Consider the following 17,250-nt stretch of genomic DNA (forward strand, 5'->3'; position numbering starts at 1 on the left):
CTGACAACATGCGGGCGGCAAAAAGGGTGGGAGAGAACGATGCGGGGGCTGTGGGCCGGATTGCGCGGTCACTTGATCGTCATTGGCGTGTTGATCGGATGCGCGGCAGCGGCCGCGCCGGCAGGCGCCCAGCCCTTTCCATCGCGCCCCATTACGCTCGTGGTGCCGTTTGCAGCGGGCGGGCCGACCGACACGCTGGCGCGCATCCTGTCCGAGCGGATCGCTGCCGAGCTGCACACGACGGTGGTGGTCGAGAACGTCGCCGGCGCCTCCGGCAGCATCGCGGGCGCCCGCGTCGCGCGTGCAACCCCTGACGGCACGACGATCACCATCGGCCATTGGGGCACCCATGTGCTCAATGGTGCCATCTTCAAGCTGCCCTACGACGTCATCGCCGATTTCGAGCCGGTCGCGGCGATTGCGATGGGGACGCAGCTCATCGTCGGCCGGAAGTCGCTCGAGGCCAACAATCTGAAGGACATGATCGCGTGGCTGAAGGCCAACCCCGGCAAGGCCACTGCCGGGACGGCCGGCGCCGGCACCGGCGCCCATGTGGCCGGCGTCTTCTTCAAGGAAAGGACCGGCACCGACTTCCAGTTCGTGCCCTATCGCGGCGCGGGGCCCGCAATGATCGATCTCGTGGCAGGCCAGATCGACATCATGTTCGATCAGGCCTCGAACTCGCTGCCGCAATACAAGAACGGTGCGATCAAGGCGTTCGCCGTGACCTCGCCGACAAGGCTAGCATCCGCACCTGATGTTCCGACGGTCGACGAGGCGGGCCTGCCGGGCCTCTACATCTCCTACTGGCACGGCATCTGGGCACCAAAGAACACGCCGAAGGACATCATCACAAAGCTCAACGCGGCCATCGTCGCCGTGCTCGCTGACGCTTCCGTCAAGCAGCGCTTTGGCGAATTGGGGCAGGAAATTCCACCGCGGGACCAGCAATCGCCTGCGGCACTCGCCGCCTTCCAGAAGGCCGAGACCGAGAAATGGTGGCCGATTGTGAAGGCCGCCGACATCAAGCCGGAGTAGCGTGTCGCCTCGTAACACGCCCTCATCCTGAGGAGCCTGCGAAAGCGGGCGTCTCGAAGAATGGCCGCAGGCGAGATCGGGGCCTTCATGGTTCGCCAGGCGATGCAAGGCATCGTCCGGAGACACGCGTGCCGCGCTCCTCACCATGAGGGACAAGAGCCTTGCGGTGTTAACCTTTGCCTCGCGCTTGATCTGCGAGCTGCACTAAAATTCTCGCTGCGGTGCGAGATCATAATCGACACATGAACTTCCTATGTCCTTGATCTCCGGGGAGCGCTGGCCGACAATGCTTGCTGTTCAATAAGAAACTCCTTGGGGGAATTCGTGAATAGACCTGCCCGGGTCGCTGCCCAGTCGCCATCGTCCGATCAATCGCACGGCATGACGCTGCTGCGCGATCCCTTGCTCAACAAGGGCACCGCCTTCACTGAGGCGGAGCGCGCCGCGCTCGGCCTGCGCGGCCTCTTGCCGCCCTGCGTGCTGACGATGGAGACGCAGGTCGATCGTGTGCTCACCAATCTGCGTATGCTGCCGACTGATCTCGAAAAATATGTCGCGCTGAATGCGCTGCATGACCGCAACGAGGCGCTGTTCTTCCGCGTCGTCGTCGACAATATCGACGAGATCCAGCCGATCATCTACACGCCGACCGTCGGGCTCGCCTGCCAGAAGTACGGCCTGATCTTCCAGCGGCCGCGCGGCATGTTCATCTCCTCGCGCGATCGCGGCCAGATCGCGGAGATCCTGAAGAACTGGCCCTATCCGGCCAGGCTGATCGTGGTCACCGATGGCGAGCGCATCCTGGGCCTCGGCGATCTCGGCGCCAACGGCATGGGTATTCCGGTCGGAAAGCTCTCGCTCTATTCGGCCTGCGCCGGCGTGCATCCCGAGCATTGCCTGCCGATCGTGCTCGACGTCGGCACCAACAATGAAGAGCTGTTGAACGATCCCTATTATCTCGGCCTGCGCGAGCGGCGGCTCACCGGCGAGGCCTATGACAGCTTCGTCGACGAGTTCATGGTCGCCGCGCGAAAGACGTTCCCGGGTGTGCTGATCCAGTTCGAGGATTTTGCCAATCACTCGGCGTTCAAGCTGCTGCACAAATATCGCGATGAAGCCTGCGTTTTCAACGACGACATCCAGGGCACCGCGGCGGTGGCGCTTGCCGGCCTGTTCTCAGGCTTGCGCATCTCCGGCGGCAAGCTGAAAGATCAGAAGATCCTGTTCCTCGGTGCGGGCGAGGCGGCGACCGGCATCGCCGATCTCGTGGTCTCCGCCATGATGGCCGAGGGCGCCACTGAGGCGGAGGCGCTCCGCCGCAACTGGCTGGTGGATTCCCGCGGCCTCGTCGTCAGCGGCCGGGATGGTCTGTCCGGCCACAAGCTCCGCTATGCGCATGCCGGCCAGGCGCCGATCTCCGACTTCCTCACCGCGATCAAGACGCTGAAGCCGACGGCGATCATCGGCGTCGCCGCGGTCGGCGGCGCCTTCACGCCCGACGTGCTCAAGGCGATGGCCGGGCTCAACGAGCATCCGATCGTGTTCGCGCTGTCCAACCCGACCTCGAAGGCCGAATGCTCGGCGGAGGATGCCTATCGCTACACCGAGGGCCGCGCGCTGTTCGCCTGCGGCAGCCCCTACGACCCGGTGAAGCTCAATGGCCGCACCTTCGTGCCGCGCCAGGGCAATAACTCCTACATCTTCCCTGGCGTCGGCCTCGGCGTCATCGCCACCCGCTCGCGTCTCGTCACCGACGAGATGTTCATGGCCGCCGCCCATTCGCTCGCCGATTGCGTCGGCAAGGAAGACCTCGCGCAGGGCAGCCTCTATCCGGCACTCCCCCGCATCCGCGAAGTCTCGGCCCGCATTGCCGCCGCAGTCGCAGACGTTGCCTATCAGCGCGGGCTCGCCGACGGCCCCGCGCCCAACGACGTGAAGGCTCTGGTCCAGTCGCAGATGTACGAGCCGAAATACTGAGGCGAACGCGCGGAGGCGGCCCCTCGCTCCCTGTAAGAACGAAAGAGAGGATGGAGGGGCGGATCAGGCAACGCGCAGCATCGTCCGGCGCGATCCGGGTGACGGACAAGTGTGAGGCCGATCCGGACGGTACTCAACCGGGGGCGCGCCCGATCGCCCAGCGCGCCGTATCAAGCTGATTTTTCGCTGATTTGTCCCGATTCAGGACACGCCAGTGTGGTGGAATCGTCACAGCCGGTTGGGAAAAAGCCCTGGCCTCAGGCCCGCTTTTGTTCCGACAAGGTTCTGCCCTCATTGCCCACCGAACTTGAGGCCGTTCGGAGGGGCGTATCATGTCTCGCTTTGCACGTGCCGAAAGTGCCCGGATTTCCCCCGTGACCTCGTGCCGGTTGCTGCTCGCCATCATTGGCGCGGCCTCGCTCGCCGCCTGCGCGCAATCTCCGGTCGGCCGCCAGAAGGCCGATCTCGCCGGCACCGGCCGGCAGGCCGCAATCGAGCGGCCGCATCGCGTGGCGGCGTTGCATCCACGGCCGATCAGCCGGGCGCGTGTCCCCAACGGTGACGAAAAGCGAACCGCCTCACATGGCGTTGCGAGCTTCTATTCGGATACGGAGACCGCGAGCGGCGAGAGGTTCGACAAGAACGAATTGACCGCGGCGCATCCCAGCCTGCCGTTCGGCACGAAGCTGCGCGTCACCGATGTTTCCTCCGGCCGCTTCGTGACCGTCAGGGTCAACGATCGCGGGCCCTATGTTCGCGGACGCGTGGTCGACATCTCGCCTTCTGCGGCCGAGGCGCTCGGCATGGTGGACAAGGGCATCGCCAATGTCAGGCTCGACGTCGTGCGGTGAGGGGCGATTCATCGATGCGAGCCGCCGCTTAACCGTCTGTTAGCCGCTTCTCAAGCACCATGGGTGCCCCAACAATTCGGGGCTTTTGGGGAGGCGGGCGCTTGAACACGATCCAGTATCTCGAAGATCAGGCCGCGCGTGCCGAGCGGCTCGCCAAACGGATCACGGATACGCTGACGATCGAAAAGCTCCTGGCCTTCGCCGACGAACGCCGCCGCGAGATCGAGGTCATCGCCGGCAAGTATCGGCGCGCCCAACCCTCATAAACCATGCTCTGAGCGCATTCGCCCTCACTGCAGCGCTCGGAACTTCCTCTCATGTCCCGCGTCATGTCCGTGATGCAAGAGGAGGAGAGAGCCATGGGTTTTGGACGAGGTGCTTTGCTTTGGTTGCTTGGCGTGCCGCTGCCGATCATTCTGCTGCTGGCATTGTTCTGGCATCACTGAGGTTGCCACACGAAAAGCGCCGCGGAAGCGGCGCTTTTTTTTTGCCTGCGAATTGCGGCGTATCAACAACGATAACGCGCGATCAGGTGTGGCTCTCGACGAAATCGCTGAGATAGTCGGGCAGCGTCACGCCATCGATGTCGCATCGCGCCCGAATCTCGCCGGCGACGTCGGTCGAGATGTCCTTCATCCAGTGTTCGAGCGTGTTGAACGAGATCACCTTGATCGGGTCGTTGAAGTAGCCGGCGACGAGCTCGCCGATCGTGGTCTCTAGATCGCTTCGCTCGACGCGGATTTCGGTCGCCTCGTCGCGGCGATCGATCACCACGAACAGGGTCTGGTCTGCGCCATAAGGCACGACCGTGGATGGCACGCCAGGTCTCGGCATCTTGGACACTCACGCCTTGGCTTCCGATCTCCGTTAACGGGAAAAACCGGAAGAAGGTTCCTATGTGTGGGAAAAGCTTGTCGTGCACGTGCAGCCTTGGCACGCGCAGCCCTGGCGTCTGCACGCAATCAGAGAAATTCTCTCAGGCGCGATAGCTCGATGACGTGCTCGGGCGAGAGGATATCCGTGACCAGCGGCGGCTGCGCCGCCGTGCGGATCTCATAGAGATGCCGGGTCGCCGCCGGCTTGTCCATGAACGCCGAGATGCATTCGTCGAGCGTGCCCTCGCTTACCTGGTAGGACTCGCGGTCCGGCCGGCGCTGGTTGGCAAGTGACGGCCATTTATACAGCGCTGCACGTGCGCCGAAATCGACCTTTGAATCCGCAACCACGTCCCCCATCGCCTCGCCTCACGCAAAAAGAACCCCAGCGCGCAGACTTGCGCTCCGGGGCCCATACCTATCGCTGCATCTCGATGCCACATCTCCCAACGCGGCGGCCGGGAAAAGGTTCCCGGCTGCCTTGTCGCGACTAGCTCGCGGCCGCTGCGATTTTGTGTCCCGGGCTGGTATGACCGTGGCTGTGCTCGTCGCCGAGGCTGACCTCCGGCGGAAGCCCGGCAAAACGCCGCAGGGCCTCGGCCATCTGCACCCGGCCTGGCACTCCGGTGATCACCACGTCGACCATCGCGAAGGACGAGTGGAATTGGCCGCGCGCCTTGAGCTGCTCGACCGGGACGCCGGCAGCGGCCATCGCTTCGGCATAGGCGATGCCTTCGTCGCGCAGCGGATCGAACTCGCAGGTGACGACGAAGGCCGGCGGCAGGCCCGCGACCTTGCCGCGGAGCGGCGAGACACGCGGATCAGTACGGTCGGCCGGCGAGCAGTAGAGGTCCCAGAACCAGTACATCAGCGAGCGCGTCAGGAAGTAGCCGGTCGCATTGTCATTGTAGGAGGAACGATCGAAGTCGCAGTCGGTGACTGGGCACACCAGGAGCTGACCGGCGATATCGGGCCCGCCGCGATCGCGCGCGAGCTGGCAGGTGACGGCGGCGATGTTGCCGCCGGCGCTCCAGCCCGCGACCAGCACCGGGCCCGGCTTGCCGCCGAGCTCGGCGGCGTGCTCGGCGATCCAGCGCGTCGCCGCATAGCCGTCCTCGGCCGCGGTCGGGAAGCGATGCTCCGGCGCGTGGCGATAGCCGACGCTGACGAACATCATCCCGGTTCGTCGCACCATGTCGCGGCAGAACGGATCGTCCGACTGCTCGTCGCCGAGCACCCAGCCGCCGCCATGGAAATAGATCACGACCGGATGCGGCCCCGGGGTTGCCGGCTTGTAGACACGATAGGGGAGCGGGCCGTCGGTGCCCGGCAGCGTGCCGTCGACGACATCGCCGATCGGTCGCCCCGCCGGACGGCCCTTGTTGAACTCGTTGACGAAGGCGCGGGCGCCGAGCGCGCCCATCGACTCGATCGGTGGTAGGTTCAGCGTTGCCAGCAGGTTCAGCACCAGCCGCACATCCGGCTGCAGCCGCACCACCTCGCCGTCATTGCACTGCGCGGCGACATTGGGGCCGGTGAGCTTGAACCCGAGCATGCCGCGGCTGACGACCTCATCGCAGATGCTGCGGTAGGGACCGACACCGCCGGTATAGGGCATCAGGCCCTGCACCTTGCCGGGAACGTTCGCGCCCGTGTACCAGGTGTTGGCGAGCCGGTGCAGCGTCAGCATCGAGCAGTCGGCCATGTGCTGGCCCCAGCCGGCCTGCGCCGTCTCGGTCGGCTCGATGGTGGTGAAGCCGGCATCGCGCAAAGCCCTGAGCCGGTCCACGACCCAGTCGACATGCTGCTCGATCGACACCGCCATGTTCGACAGGACCGACGGGCTGCCCGGACCGGTGATCATGAAGAAGTTCGGGAAGCCCTCGACCGTGAGCCCGAGATAGGTCTGTGGCCCCTGCGCCCAGACATCCGATAGCGACTTGCCGCCGCGCCCGGTGATCGGATGCACCGCGCGGATCGCGCCGGTCATGGCGTCGAAGCCGGTCGCGAACACGATGACGTCGACGTCGACGCTGCGCCTGGCCGTGGTGATGCCGGTTGCGGTGATCGCCTTGATCGGCTCCTGGCGCAGATTGACCAGCGTGACGTTCGGCCGGTTGTAGGTCGCGTAATAGTTGGTGTCGAGGCAGGGACGTTTTGCACCGAAGGGATGGTCGTGCGGCATCAGTGCCGCCGCCGTCTCGGGATCCTTCACGGTCGCCGAGATCTTTTCGCGGATGAGGTCGCAGATCAGCTTGTTGCCGTCGACATCGACCGCCTGGTCGGCCCAGAGCTGGGTGAGGATATAGACGAGATCGCCCTTGCCCCACGCCTCCTCGAACCGTGCGCGGCGCTCGGCATCGCTGAGCTGCCAGCTGACGGCCGTCTGCTGCGGATAGGGCACGCCGGCCATCGACTGGCGCGCCTGCTCGCGATAGGCCGCGCGGTCGCCTTGCAGCAGGCTCATGCGGTCGGAAGGCGCGGGGCCGTTGTGCGCCGGCAGCGCGAAATTCGGCGTGCGCTGGAACACGGTCAGATGCGCGGCCTGTTCGGCGATCAGCGGGATCGACTGGATGCCTGACGAGCCTGTGCCGATCACGGCGACGCGCTTTCCCGCAAGATTGACGCCGTCATGCGGCCAGCGGCCGGTGAAATAGACTTCGCCTTTGAAGTCCTTGACCCCGTCGATCTCCGGCGGCTTTGGCGCGGAGAGGCAGCCCGTGGCCATGATGTAATGGCGACAGGAGACTGGCGCGCCATTGTCGGTGGTGAGCTGCCAGCGCTCAGCCGCCTCGTTCCATTTGGCTTCGGTGACCTTGGTCCCGAAGCGGATGTCGCGGCGCAGCTCGTAGCGGTCGGCGACGAAGCCGAGATAGCGCAGGATCTCAGGCTGGGTCGCGTATTTCTCCGACCAGGCCCAGGCCGCCTCGAGTTCCGGATCGAAGGTGTAGCTGTAGTCGATGGTCTGGATATCGCAGCGCGCGCCGGGGTAGCGGTTCCAGTACCAGGTGCCGCCGACATCGACGGCCTCTTCAAGGGCGACGGTCGTGAAGCCGGCCTGGCGCAGGCGATGAAGCAGATAAAGGCCGGCAAATCCGGCGCCGACCACCGCAACGTCGACCTGCTGGGCTGTTCCACTGGCCGCTTTGGACTCGCGTGCGGCGACCATTGCGTCAGGCATGGCATTCCTCCCGTGTATTTTGTTTTGCCGGCAGGCTAACGCTGCAGGCTCGGCTTGTCATCAGGACAAGTGCAATCTTCGGTAGTCGATCGCGGCGTGATTTTGGCCGCGCGAAGGTTGCGGCGATACACGCACCGCGATGCACAATCGCCGGGATTGTCCGGTCTAATCAGACCACATCCTTCTGTGTATGCTTGCGATTACAAGCCACGCGTACCGACCGGGCGTCATGACAGAGTTGAGTGAGCGGACGAAAGCGAACATGGACGTCGTCCTGGAGGAGACGTGCCGCCAACTGCCGCATGGCGGCGATCACGACAGCCGCAAATTCATCGCCGAGCGCCTGATCGAGGCGGCGCAGGCCGGTCACTCCACGCTTGGTGAGCTTGGCATCGTCGCGCGGCGCGCGCTGGCGGAGATCATTGCCAAGGGCAGCTAGCCGGAGGCCGCAAATGAGTTGAGCTCTGGCCGCAGCGCAGGTGCGCTCCCTCGCCCCGCTCTCGCGGGGAGAGGTAAGACCGGAGCTTGCTTCTCCGTCAGCCGTAGACGTAACCTTCCGGGGAACTTCTCCGCGCATTGAGATCCCCAAGATGCGGTCCCTGCTTGCGCTCATCGTGGTTTCCGCATTCCTTTGCCTCGCCGGTTCGGCCATGGCTCAACCGGTCGGACAGTTTCCATTCGCGTTGACGCGCGAAGGCCAGATGCTCGGCGGCGTCGAAGGCGAGGTGGCGTTTTTCAAGGGGCTCGCTTATGCAGCGCCGCCGGTCGGCCCGCTGCGCTGGCGCCCGCCGGAGGCAACGGCCGAGAGTTCTGAGATGCGCACCGCCTACGAGTACGGCGCGCCCTGCCTCCAGCCGTCGCTGCCAAAGGCGAGCGAGGATTGCCTCACGCTCAATGTGTTCCGCCCCTTCGGCGTCGACGGCCCGCTGCCGGTGATGATGTTCATTCATGGCGGCGCCTTCGTCGGCGGCACCGCGAACGATCCGATGTTCGACGGCGCGAAACTCGCGCAGGCCGGCCTCATCGTGGTGACCGTGAATTTCCGCCTCGGCGCGCTCGGCTGGCTCACTCATCCGGCGCTCTCGGAAGACGGCTCCGGAAACTACGGACTGATGGACCAGATCGCGGCGCTGCATTGGGTCCACGACAACATCGCGGCGTTCGGCGGCGATCCCGGGAACGTCACCCTGTTCGGCAATGGTGCGGGCGCGACGTCGATCGCGCTGTTGATGCTGTGCGACGAGGTGCGTGGTCTGTTTCAGAAAGCCATCCTGCAATCGGTGCCCGGCCGCGTGCGCCTGCGCGCGCGGCAGGAGGCGGAGGCCTGGGGCCTGCAATTCGTCGCGACGCTCGGACCGGATGCCAAGGAAACCAACGCGCGTGCGATCGGGCCTGCACGGCTGCTTGCCGCCGAAAAGAAGCTGCTCGCGAAAGTCCCGCTCGGCTTTGCGCCGACGATCGATGGAAGCCTCGTGAGAGAAGATATTGCCGCAGGTTTTGCGGCCGGGCATGAAGGGCGGATTCCCCTGATCATCGGCTCCAACGATGACGAGACCGATTTCGACAGCGAGCCTGACATCGCCGAGGCGCTTGCATCGTCTGGCACCGCCGTCGATGACCTGCGCAAGCTCTATCCCGACCTCGCCAAAGCTTCGGACCTCGCGGCAAGGTTTTATACCGACAAGGTCTTCTCCGAGCCGGTGAGATTGCTGGCTCGTCTGCACGCCGCAAGCGGCGCGCCGACCTTCCGCTATCGCTTCGCCTACGTGCCGGAGGCCCGGCGCACCAACCCGGACGGCGGTCACGGGCGGGAATTGCAGTTCATCTTCGGCGTGGAAGGCGTGCCCGGTGCCGGCATCTTCTCACGGCGCGATCGCGAGCTCGCAAGCCGCATGCGCAGCTACTGGATCAACTTCGCCAGGAGCGGCGATCCCAACGGTCCCGACCTGCCACGCTGGGACGCGGCAGCAGGCGGCGATCGCCTGCTGCTGATCACGAATGATCGCACCGCGAGCGGAGACGATCCCTTCGCAGAGCGTCTCGACCGGCTCGCAAGTGAGAGCAGAAAATGAGTTGGGCTTAGGCCGCGAGCTCGACGCGCGGCGCCGGGCTCAGCCGGTCTTCCTCCAGATAGTCCATCGCGCCGTCCTTCTCGACGGCATAGAACTGCTGGCCTTCCCGCGACTTGTAGGCGGCGCGGACGACGCCGCGGCGGCCCTTGTCACTGTTGACGACGTCCCCCAGCGCAAACTTCCTCATCTCACGTCCTCGTCTTCTGGCCGACTCCTTCGACCATGGCGGGGATTTTGGAAGGCAAATCGTTAACGACTTGCTAACCATAGGGGTTTGCCTATGCTCGCCGCCGGTTGCGCGGGCGGCTCGCACGCGCATGTTGTCAACGAGACGAGCTTTCGCCCATGACGCGATTTCCGACCCTGTTCCTGTCCCACGGCGGCGGCCCCTGGCCGTTCATGGAGGACCGGCGGGTGCAATATGCCAGGACCGCCGAGGAGTTCGGGCGGCTGCCACAGCTTCTCCCCGAGAGACCAAAAGCCGTGCTCGTCATCACCGGACATTGGGAGGCGGACGCCTTCACCGTGTCGACCTCGGCGCATCCGCCGATGGTGTACGACTATTACGGTTTCCCGGAGCATACTTACCGCCTCAAATATCCGGCGCCTGGTAAGCCCGAGCTCGCCGCGGAGGTGAAGGCGCTGCTCGCGCGCGCCGGCCTCGATTGCCGCGAAGATGCCAATCAGGGTTTTGATCACGGCACCTTCGTGCCGCTCGGCTTGATGTACCCGAACGCCGACATGCCGATCGTGCTGCTGTCGCTGAAATCGAGCTACGATGCGGCCGAGCACATCAAGGCCGGGCAGGCGATCGCCTCGCTGCGGGACGAAGGCATTCTGATCGTCGGCAGCGGGCTCACCTATCACAACATGCGCGGCTTCAACCGGCCGGAATCCAAGCCGGTCTCCTACGATTTCGAGGCCTATCTGAACGAGGCGATCAGCGCGCCGGATGCGGCGCGCCGCAACGCGATGCTGGTCGACTGGGAGAACGCGCCGAGCGCGCGCCTGGCGCATCCGCGCGAGGACCATCTGCTGCCGCTGATGGTCGCGGCCGGCGCTGCCGGCAACGACGTCGGCCATCGTGTCTTCGTGGACGAGGTCGCAAGCGTCGCGATGGCGTCGTACATGTTCGGTGGTCAGCCTTGAACCGCGCGGCTGCAAGCATCAAGGTTCACGCCGACGTCGCGTCGATCCTGCTGGCATGATCCGTTCCCAGAGTTGTTCGTAACGAGCCCTCACGGCGGGGTGACATTCGCACGCGCCCTCCCGTAGCTCATCCGCCCGCCACAGTGCATATGCGGGTGTTTCTGACCGTTTCGCTCGATTCGCATTCGCGCTATGGTTGTGTCTATTGCTCTAAGATTTTTCCGAAGAATTTGATGGTGCCGGCCGATCCCTTCCAGAACGCTTTTCTCAAGTCGCTCAGTCCGGCCGACTTCGCCCATTCGCCCGCATCTCAAGGCCGTCGAGTTTCCGGAGCGGGCCTCGATGATCGAGCTCGGCCAAACCGTTGCGTGGGCCCATTTTCCGCTCACAGCCGTGGTGTCTCTCGCTGTCGAACTTGAAGCGGGAGAACGGATCGAAGTGGCGTTGGTCGGCTCCGACAGCATTTTGGGCACTTTTGGCATATTGGGAGAACCCGTCGCACTGGTGCATGCTGTCGTATTGGTGCCGGGCGTGGCTTTACAGATCGAAGCTGCTCGCCTTCGCGCGCTCGCACAGCGGAGTGTCGAGTTCCGGGATGGCCTGGCGCGTCACAGCCAGGCCCTGTTCGTTCAGGCCCAGCAATCCGTGGGCTGCAATGCATCCCAAACCGTCGAGGCGAGATGGGCGCGATGGCTCTTGCGCGTCCGGGATCTATCCGGCCGCGATCGCTTCAAGCTTACGCAGGAATTGATGGCCGAGATGATCGGGGTTCGCCGGAACAGCGTCTCGTTCGTCGCCCATGCTCTTCAGGAGGCGAACGTCATTCGATTCAGCCATGGCCACATCGAGATCGTCAACGTCGCCGAGCTCAACAAGGCCACCTGCGAATGCTACCGTGCGGTGAAGTTGCAATACCAGCGGCTTCGTTTTTCCGACTGAACAAGAATCCGAGGCATCAGGAAGCTCAGCCGTATCTCAGCTTCATCACCAGAATGCCGCCGGCGAGCAGCATGGTGACGGCGTTCGAGGCGATCAGCGGGGCGTCGCCGCTGAGCAGGCCGTAGATCAACCAGAGCGCCAGGCCCAGCACCATGACCAGGAACATGCCGAGCGAGATGTCGCGCGCCGAGCGGGTCTTCAAGACCTTGATGAACTGCGGCGCGTAGGCGACGGTGGTGCAGGTGGCGGCAGCAAAGCCGATCAGCTTGATCAAGAACGGGTCCATGCCGATCCTATAACATGGATTCGGCGTGGGCTCAGCCGGTACGTGCTAGGCGCGGCGCGATTCGATCAGGCTCCGATACAGCGCTGCATAGTCGCCGGCGCGGCTGCGCCAGGAGACGTCGGTCGCAAGGCCGTTTCGTTGCAGCTGCCGCCAGGCCAGCTTGTCGTGGAAAGCCGTGTTGGCCTTGCGCAGCGTGCCGGCGAGGGCATCCGCCGTCACCGGGCCGAACTTGAAGCCGGTGGCCTCGCGGCCGGACGCGTCCGCCTCGCCGATATCGACGATGGTATCCTCGAGGCCGCCGACGCGCGAGACGATCGGCACGGCGCCATAGCGCAGCGCGCAGAGCTGGGTCAGGCCGCACGGCTCGAACCGCGACGGCACGATGAGCGCGTCCGAGCCGGCCTGGATCAGATGCGCCAGGATCTCGTCGTAGCCGATCACGACCCCGATCCGGCCGGGATTCGCGCGGGCGGCGGCCTGATAGCGATCCTGGAGATCGCGGTCGCCGCTGCCGAGCAGCGCGAGCTGCATGCCTTCGCCCAAAATGGTCGGAATGGCCTCGAGCAGGAGATCGAGCCCCTTCTGCCAGGACAGCCGGCTGATGACGCCGAGCAGGGGGGCTTCGTCCGAGGAATCGAGATTGAATTGTTGCTGAAGCACCGCCTTGTTCGCAGCGCGGAACGTAAGGTCCTCCGCGCCGAACCGATAGGCGATGTGCGAATCGGTCTGCGGATTCCACACCGCGATGTCGATGCCGTTGAGGATCCCGCTCAATGCGCCCGCGCGCGCGCGCAGCAGGCCGCCGAGCCCCATGCCGCCTTCGTCGCTCTGGATCTCACGCGCGTAGGTCGGGGACACCGTCGTGATGCGATCGGCGAATTGCAGGCCGGCCTTCAGGAAGCTGATGCCGCCGAAATATTCGAGGCCGTTGACGTCGAAGGAGCTCCACGGCAGGCCGATCGCACCGATCAGCTCAGGAGCGAACTTGCCCTGATAGGCCATGTTGTGGATCGTCATCACGGTGCCGGGACGCGGACGATTGTCGTAGCGCAGATAAGCGGGCGCGAGCCCGGCCTGCCAGTCATGGGCGTGCACGATGTCGGGCACGAAGGCCGGAACGAGGCCGTGGCCGATGTCGGCCGCCACGCGCGACAGCGCCGCAAAGCGCACGCCGTTGTCCGGCCAGTCGACCCCCTCTGCCGTGACGTATGGGTTGCCCGGCCGCGCGTAGAGATGCGGCACGTCGAGCACGAACAGGTCGAGCCCGTCATGCGCGCCGGCGAGCAGCCGGCCCGGCCCGCCGAAATAATCCGGCCAGCGCCGGATCTCCTCCGCGCCCGAGAGTAGCCGCATCACGTCGGGATAGCCCGGCATCAGGGTGCGCATCTCGACGCCGTGCGCCTTCAGCGCAATCGGCAGCGCGCCGGCGACATCCGCGAGGCCGCCGGTCTTGACGATGGGATAGACTTCGGAGGCGACCGCGAGGACGCGAGCAGGCGTCATGTATTCAGCCTGTCGATCATCGGTTGGGTGATGAGGGAGATGCCCTGCTCGGTGGTTCGGAAGCGTTTTGCATCGAGCTCGGGATCCTCGCCGATGACGAGCCCCTCGGGAATCTCGACGCCGCGGTCGATCACGACGTTCTTCAGCCGCGCCCCGCGCCCGACATTCACATAGGGCATGATCACGGCGTTCTCGACATTGGCATAGGAGTTGATGCGCACGCCGGTGAACAGCAGCGAACGGCGCAGCGAGGCGCCGGAGATGATGCAGCCGCCCGAGACCAGCGAGCTCACCGCCTGGCCGCGCCGGCTCTCCTCGTCATGGACGAACTTGGCGGGCGGCGTGATCTCCGAGTAGGACCAGATCGGCCATGCGCGGTCGAACAGGTCGAGCTCCGGCACCACGTCGGTGAGGTCGATGTTGGCCGCCCAATAGGCGTCGACCGTGCCGACGTCGCGCCAGTAGGCGCGGGGATCGCTGCCGGAACGGACGCAGGAGGTCGAGAACTGGTGCGCGATCGCGCGGCCGTTCTTGACGATGTAGGGAATGATGTCCTTGCCGAAATCGTGGTTCGAGCTCGGGTCCTCGGCGTCGCGCTTGAGCTGGTCGAACAGGAATTTCGCATCGAACACGTAGATGCCCATGCTGGCGAGCGAGACGTCCGGCTTGCCCGGCATCGGCGGCGGATCGGCCGGCTTTTCCAGGAACTCCTGGATCCAGCCGTTCTCGTCGATATGCATGATGCCGAAGCCGGAGGATTCCGCGCGCGGCATTTCGAGGCAGCCGACCGTGACGTCGGCGCCGCTATCGACGTGCTGGCGCAGCATCACCTCGTAATCCATCTTGTAGATGTGGTCGCCGGCGAGCACGACAATGAATCGGGCGTTGTGCGACTCGATGATGTCGATGTTCTGGTAGATCGCGTCCGCCGTGCCGACATACCACATGTTCTCGGAGACACGCTGGCTCGCGGGCAGGATGTCAAAGCTCTCGTTGCGCTCCGGGCGGAAGAAGTTCCAGCCCATCTGAAGATGCCGGATCAGGCTGTGCGCCTTGTACTGGGTGGCGACCGCGATGCGGCGGATGCCGGAGTTCACCGCGTTCGACAGCGCGAAATCGATGATGCGGGACTTGCCGCCGAAATAGACCGCCGGCTTGGCGCGCCGGTCGGTCAGCTCCAGAAGCCGGCTGCCGCGTCCGCCAGCCAGGACGAACGCCAGCGCCTGACGGGCGAGCGGCTCATTTCCGACGGCACTCATGTCATCCTCCCACTCTTCTGGCGCAAGTCGGAGCCCTCGCGAGATGCCTCTCGGCCGCGCACCATTGGAACCAATAGTAACGGTACGAATAGTAAATCGGGAAGGTGGTTGTTGGTTGCGAACGCGCGGGAAGCTTAATGCTTTGCCGTCGTGCGCGGCGCAGGCGCCGTCGCATCGGTGTCATCCCGGCGCGGCGAGCCTGACCACAATTGAGGCATGCATGGGCTCTCTTGTGCGCCGCACGCAGAATCGAGCGTTTGACTTGGCGCAAGGATGCCCGATCATACGCCTGCGATCCTTTTTCCAGGCGAAACGTCCGAGAGGGAGCAAGACGATGAGGATCTGGACAACGGCAATTGCCTGTTCGCTGGCAGGTGCGGTCATGGCTGGCCAAATCGGGCAGGCCGCAGCAGCCCCGATGCCGACCAATGTCGCGGCCATGAAGGCTGCGGCCGGCGACGACGTCACGCAGGTGCATTGGCGCGGCGGCGGCTGGGGATGGGGCCTCGGCGGCCTCGCGGTCGGCGCGATCATCGGCGGCGCCATCGCCAGCAGCGCGCCTTACGGCTACGGCTATTACGGCGGCGGCCCGTATTACGGTGGCTATGGTTATCCTGGATATGGCTATGGTTATGCGCCGGCCTATTACGGCTACGGGCCGGCCTATGCCTATCCGCGATACTATGGCTACCGCCGGGTCTATCGGCCCTATTACGGCTATTACCGGCCGTATGCGCGCCCGTACTACCGCGGATATTGGTGATCGCGGTTAAAGCGAGAGCCACACGATCAGGCTCATGCAGGCGAGATGCGCGAGCACGATCGCGGCGAGATGCAGCGGGCCGGCCTTGAGGCGAAGCCTGCGCATCCCGCCGCCTCCGCCTAGTTCGACCCGGCGGCCGCCGCGGTGAAGCTGCGGTCGACGGCTTGGTTGACGTCGAGCTTCTTCGGCAGGATGCCGTAGCGCGTCGAGCGGTCCGAAGCTGCCTGGATCTCCTTCACCACGTTCTCGTCGATCACGATCGGGCTGGTGCGTTGCGCGGTGTAGGCCGACCGCAGCACGTCTTCCGGCAGCTTGGTCAGCTCGGCCGTGCTCCTGGCGTATTCGGCAACATGATCCAGTGACCACAGCCGTGCCTTGTTCAACCGCTGCACCAGGTCCTGCACCGCCGCGCGCTTGGTGGCGATGGCATTGTCGGAGGCGACGATGAAGGTGATCGTCGGCGTCAGGCCGTCGCCGTCGGCGATCACGCGGGCCTTGTCCTTCAGCGTGGCGAAGGAGACATAGGGCTCCCACACCGCCCAGGCGTCGATCGAGCCCGCCACCAGCGCGATCTTGGCATCCACGGGGCCGAGTGGAGCGAACGTCGCGTCCTCCAGCTTGATCTGCGCCTTCTCCAGCGTCGCGTCGATCAAGAACTGACCCCAGCCGCCGCGCGTGCCCGCGAGGCGCTTGCCCCTGAGGTCGGCCGCCGACTTGATCGGCGAATCCTGCCGCACGAGGATCGCCTGCGTCTTCGCATCCGAGCGCGTGCCGCCCGCCTTGATCGGCGCACCCGCCGCATAAACCGACAGGAAGGAGAGGTCGCCGGTGTAGCCGACGTCGAGCGCGCCCGCATTGAGCGCTTCGAGGATCGGAGCTGCCGCCGGGAATTCCGACCATTCGATCTTGTAGGGCAGGTCCTTCGCGTAGCCGGAGATCTCCAGCAGCGAGCGATTGCCGCCCTTCTGGTCGCCGACGCGCAGCACGACGGTGTCGGCCGCGAGCGATGCGGCCGCCGTCGACAAGGTGATGGCGGCCGCCAGCAGCGACGCCGCAAGCCGGCGCGTCAGGGAATGATCGAGAGAGGAAGAGTTGATGCTCATGTGATCTGTCTTGTTGGCTTGCTCACGGCGCGTGAGCGAACGATGCAGCGGGACGATCAAGTCTATGAGCGCGCGATGCGCAGTCAATGAAATAGCCAACCGTATTGCGCGCGCGATCGGCAAGGACGTTTCAGCGAACGATCGCTTTCGAGAAAGCGACGTGCGCCGGCGCAAAGCGGCGCAGCAACGATGCGGATGCCGCAGCCGTGATGGAGCTTGCGAACGGACCAGGCCGCGAAAATCCTTTCACCGTT

General features: G+C 64.9%; 18 protein-coding genes. 10 read left to right on the top strand and 8 right to left on the bottom strand.

Annotation, left to right across the window (positions count from 1 at the left end; all coding sequences use genetic code 11):
- Positions 1–39 precede the first annotated feature (39 nt).
- The 5 genes from EI171_RS15315 (at position 40) to EI171_RS46435 (ending at position 4,312) form a co-directional block, all read left to right on the top strand.
- The gene (locus EI171_RS15315; RefSeq protein WP_011089210.1) at positions 40–1,038 is read left to right on the top strand and encodes a tripartite tricarboxylate transporter substrate-binding protein; all 999 of its coding nucleotides are present in this window, start codon (positions 40–42) and stop codon (positions 1,036–1,038) included.
- A gap of 324 nt (positions 1,039–1,362) precedes the next feature.
- A complete protein-coding gene (locus EI171_RS15320; RefSeq protein WP_074077674.1) occupies positions 1,363–3,015 on the top strand; it encodes an NAD-dependent malic enzyme in 1,653 nt (550 codons plus the stop codon).
- 332 nt (positions 3,016–3,347) lie between these two features.
- Positions 3,348–3,866: a septal ring lytic transglycosylase RlpA family protein gene (locus EI171_RS15325; RefSeq protein ID WP_161533763.1), complete on the top strand. Its 519-nt coding sequence runs from the start codon at positions 3,348–3,350 to the stop codon at positions 3,864–3,866.
- A gap of 101 nt (positions 3,867–3,967) precedes the next feature.
- The gene (locus tag EI171_RS44750) at positions 3,968–4,132 is read left to right on the top strand and encodes a hypothetical protein (RefSeq protein ID WP_166466032.1); all 165 of its coding nucleotides are present in this window, start codon (positions 3,968–3,970) and stop codon (positions 4,130–4,132) included.
- A gap of 51 nt (positions 4,133–4,183) precedes the next feature.
- Complete coding sequence (locus EI171_RS46435) at positions 4,184–4,312, top strand: hypothetical protein (RefSeq protein WP_256380424.1); 129 nt, start codon at positions 4,184–4,186, stop codon at positions 4,310–4,312.
- Between the two features lie 82 nt (positions 4,313–4,394).
- Here the strand turns inward: EI171_RS46435 and EI171_RS15330 are convergent, their stop codons facing one another.
- From EI171_RS15330 to EI171_RS15340, 3 genes are all read right to left on the bottom strand, one after another.
- Positions 4,395–4,700, bottom strand: a complete 306-nt coding sequence (locus tag EI171_RS15330) for a hypothetical protein (RefSeq protein WP_161533764.1) — start codon at positions 4,698–4,700, stop codon at positions 4,395–4,397.
- A gap of 128 nt (positions 4,701–4,828) precedes the next feature.
- Positions 4,829–5,101: a hypothetical protein gene (locus tag EI171_RS15335; RefSeq protein WP_011089206.1), complete on the bottom strand. Its 273-nt coding sequence runs from the start codon at positions 5,099–5,101 to the stop codon at positions 4,829–4,831.
- Positions 5,102–5,231: 130 nt separating this feature from the next.
- Entirely contained in the window at positions 5,232–7,922 is a 2,691-nt protein-coding gene (locus EI171_RS15340; RefSeq protein WP_161533765.1) for an alpha/beta hydrolase fold domain-containing protein, read from the bottom strand.
- A gap of 190 nt (positions 7,923–8,112) precedes the next feature.
- Between EI171_RS15340 and EI171_RS15345 the strand changes: the two genes are divergently transcribed.
- Complete coding sequence (locus tag EI171_RS15345) at positions 8,113–8,361, top strand: hypothetical protein (RefSeq protein WP_011089204.1); 249 nt, start codon at positions 8,113–8,115, stop codon at positions 8,359–8,361.
- Positions 8,362–8,512: 151 nt separating this feature from the next.
- Positions 8,513–9,994, top strand: a complete 1,482-nt coding sequence (locus EI171_RS15350) for a carboxylesterase/lipase family protein (protein WP_161533766.1) — start codon at positions 8,513–8,515, stop codon at positions 9,992–9,994.
- A gap of 7 nt (positions 9,995–10,001) precedes the next feature.
- On the opposite strand, the gene EI171_RS15355 is transcribed toward EI171_RS15350, so the two are convergent.
- Complete coding sequence (locus tag EI171_RS15355) at positions 10,002–10,181, bottom strand: hypothetical protein (RefSeq protein WP_028176145.1); 180 nt, start codon at positions 10,179–10,181, stop codon at positions 10,002–10,004.
- Between the two features lie 158 nt (positions 10,182–10,339).
- On the opposite strand from EI171_RS15355, the gene EI171_RS15360 reads away from it, so the two are divergent.
- Positions 10,340–11,143 (top strand): class III extradiol ring-cleavage dioxygenase, encoded by an 804-nt coding sequence (locus tag EI171_RS15360; protein WP_161533767.1) that lies wholly within the window; start codon positions 10,340–10,342, stop codon positions 11,141–11,143.
- Between the two features lie 342 nt (positions 11,144–11,485).
- Positions 11,486–12,082 (top strand): Crp/Fnr family transcriptional regulator, encoded by a 597-nt coding sequence (locus EI171_RS15365; protein WP_246740545.1) that lies wholly within the window; start codon positions 11,486–11,488, stop codon positions 12,080–12,082.
- A gap of 25 nt (positions 12,083–12,107) precedes the next feature.
- Here EI171_RS15365 and EI171_RS15370 read toward each other — a convergent pair whose 3' ends face one another.
- Genes EI171_RS15370 through glgC form a run of 3 tightly spaced genes read right to left on the bottom strand, consistent with a single transcriptional unit; the run spans position 12,108 to position 15,130 of the window.
- Positions 12,108–12,368: a SemiSWEET transporter gene (locus tag EI171_RS15370; protein WP_011089200.1), complete on the bottom strand. Its 261-nt coding sequence runs from the start codon at positions 12,366–12,368 to the stop codon at positions 12,108–12,110.
- A 45-nt stretch (positions 12,369–12,413) separates the two neighbouring features.
- Positions 12,414–13,871: a glycogen synthase GlgA gene (glgA, locus tag EI171_RS15375; protein WP_161533768.1), complete on the bottom strand. Its 1,458-nt coding sequence runs from the start codon at positions 13,869–13,871 to the stop codon at positions 12,414–12,416.
- Positions 13,868–15,130, bottom strand: coding sequence for a glucose-1-phosphate adenylyltransferase (glgC, locus tag EI171_RS15380; protein ID WP_161533769.1), 1,263 nt, complete (start codon positions 15,128–15,130; stop codon positions 13,868–13,870). The genes glgA and glgC overlap by 4 nt, the downstream gene beginning before the upstream one ends.
- 334 nt (positions 15,131–15,464) lie before the next feature.
- Here glgC and EI171_RS15385 point away from each other — a divergent pair, with 334 nt between their 5' ends.
- Positions 15,465–15,893 carry a hypothetical protein gene (locus EI171_RS15385; RefSeq protein WP_038966491.1) on the top strand — a complete coding sequence of 143 codons (429 nt, stop codon included), beginning with the start codon at positions 15,465–15,467 and terminating at the stop codon, positions 15,891–15,893.
- 119 nt (positions 15,894–16,012) lie between these two features.
- On the opposite strand, the gene EI171_RS15390 is transcribed toward EI171_RS15385, so the two are convergent.
- Positions 16,013–16,996, bottom strand: a complete 984-nt coding sequence (locus EI171_RS15390) for an ABC transporter substrate-binding protein (RefSeq protein ID WP_161533770.1) — start codon at positions 16,994–16,996, stop codon at positions 16,013–16,015.
- Positions 16,997–17,250: the final 254 nt, after the last annotated feature.

Source organism: Bradyrhizobium sp. LCT2 (genome assembly GCF_009931255.1).
In the GTDB taxonomy this organism is placed as follows: Bacteria; Pseudomonadota; Alphaproteobacteria; order Rhizobiales; family Xanthobacteraceae; genus Bradyrhizobium; species Bradyrhizobium diazoefficiens.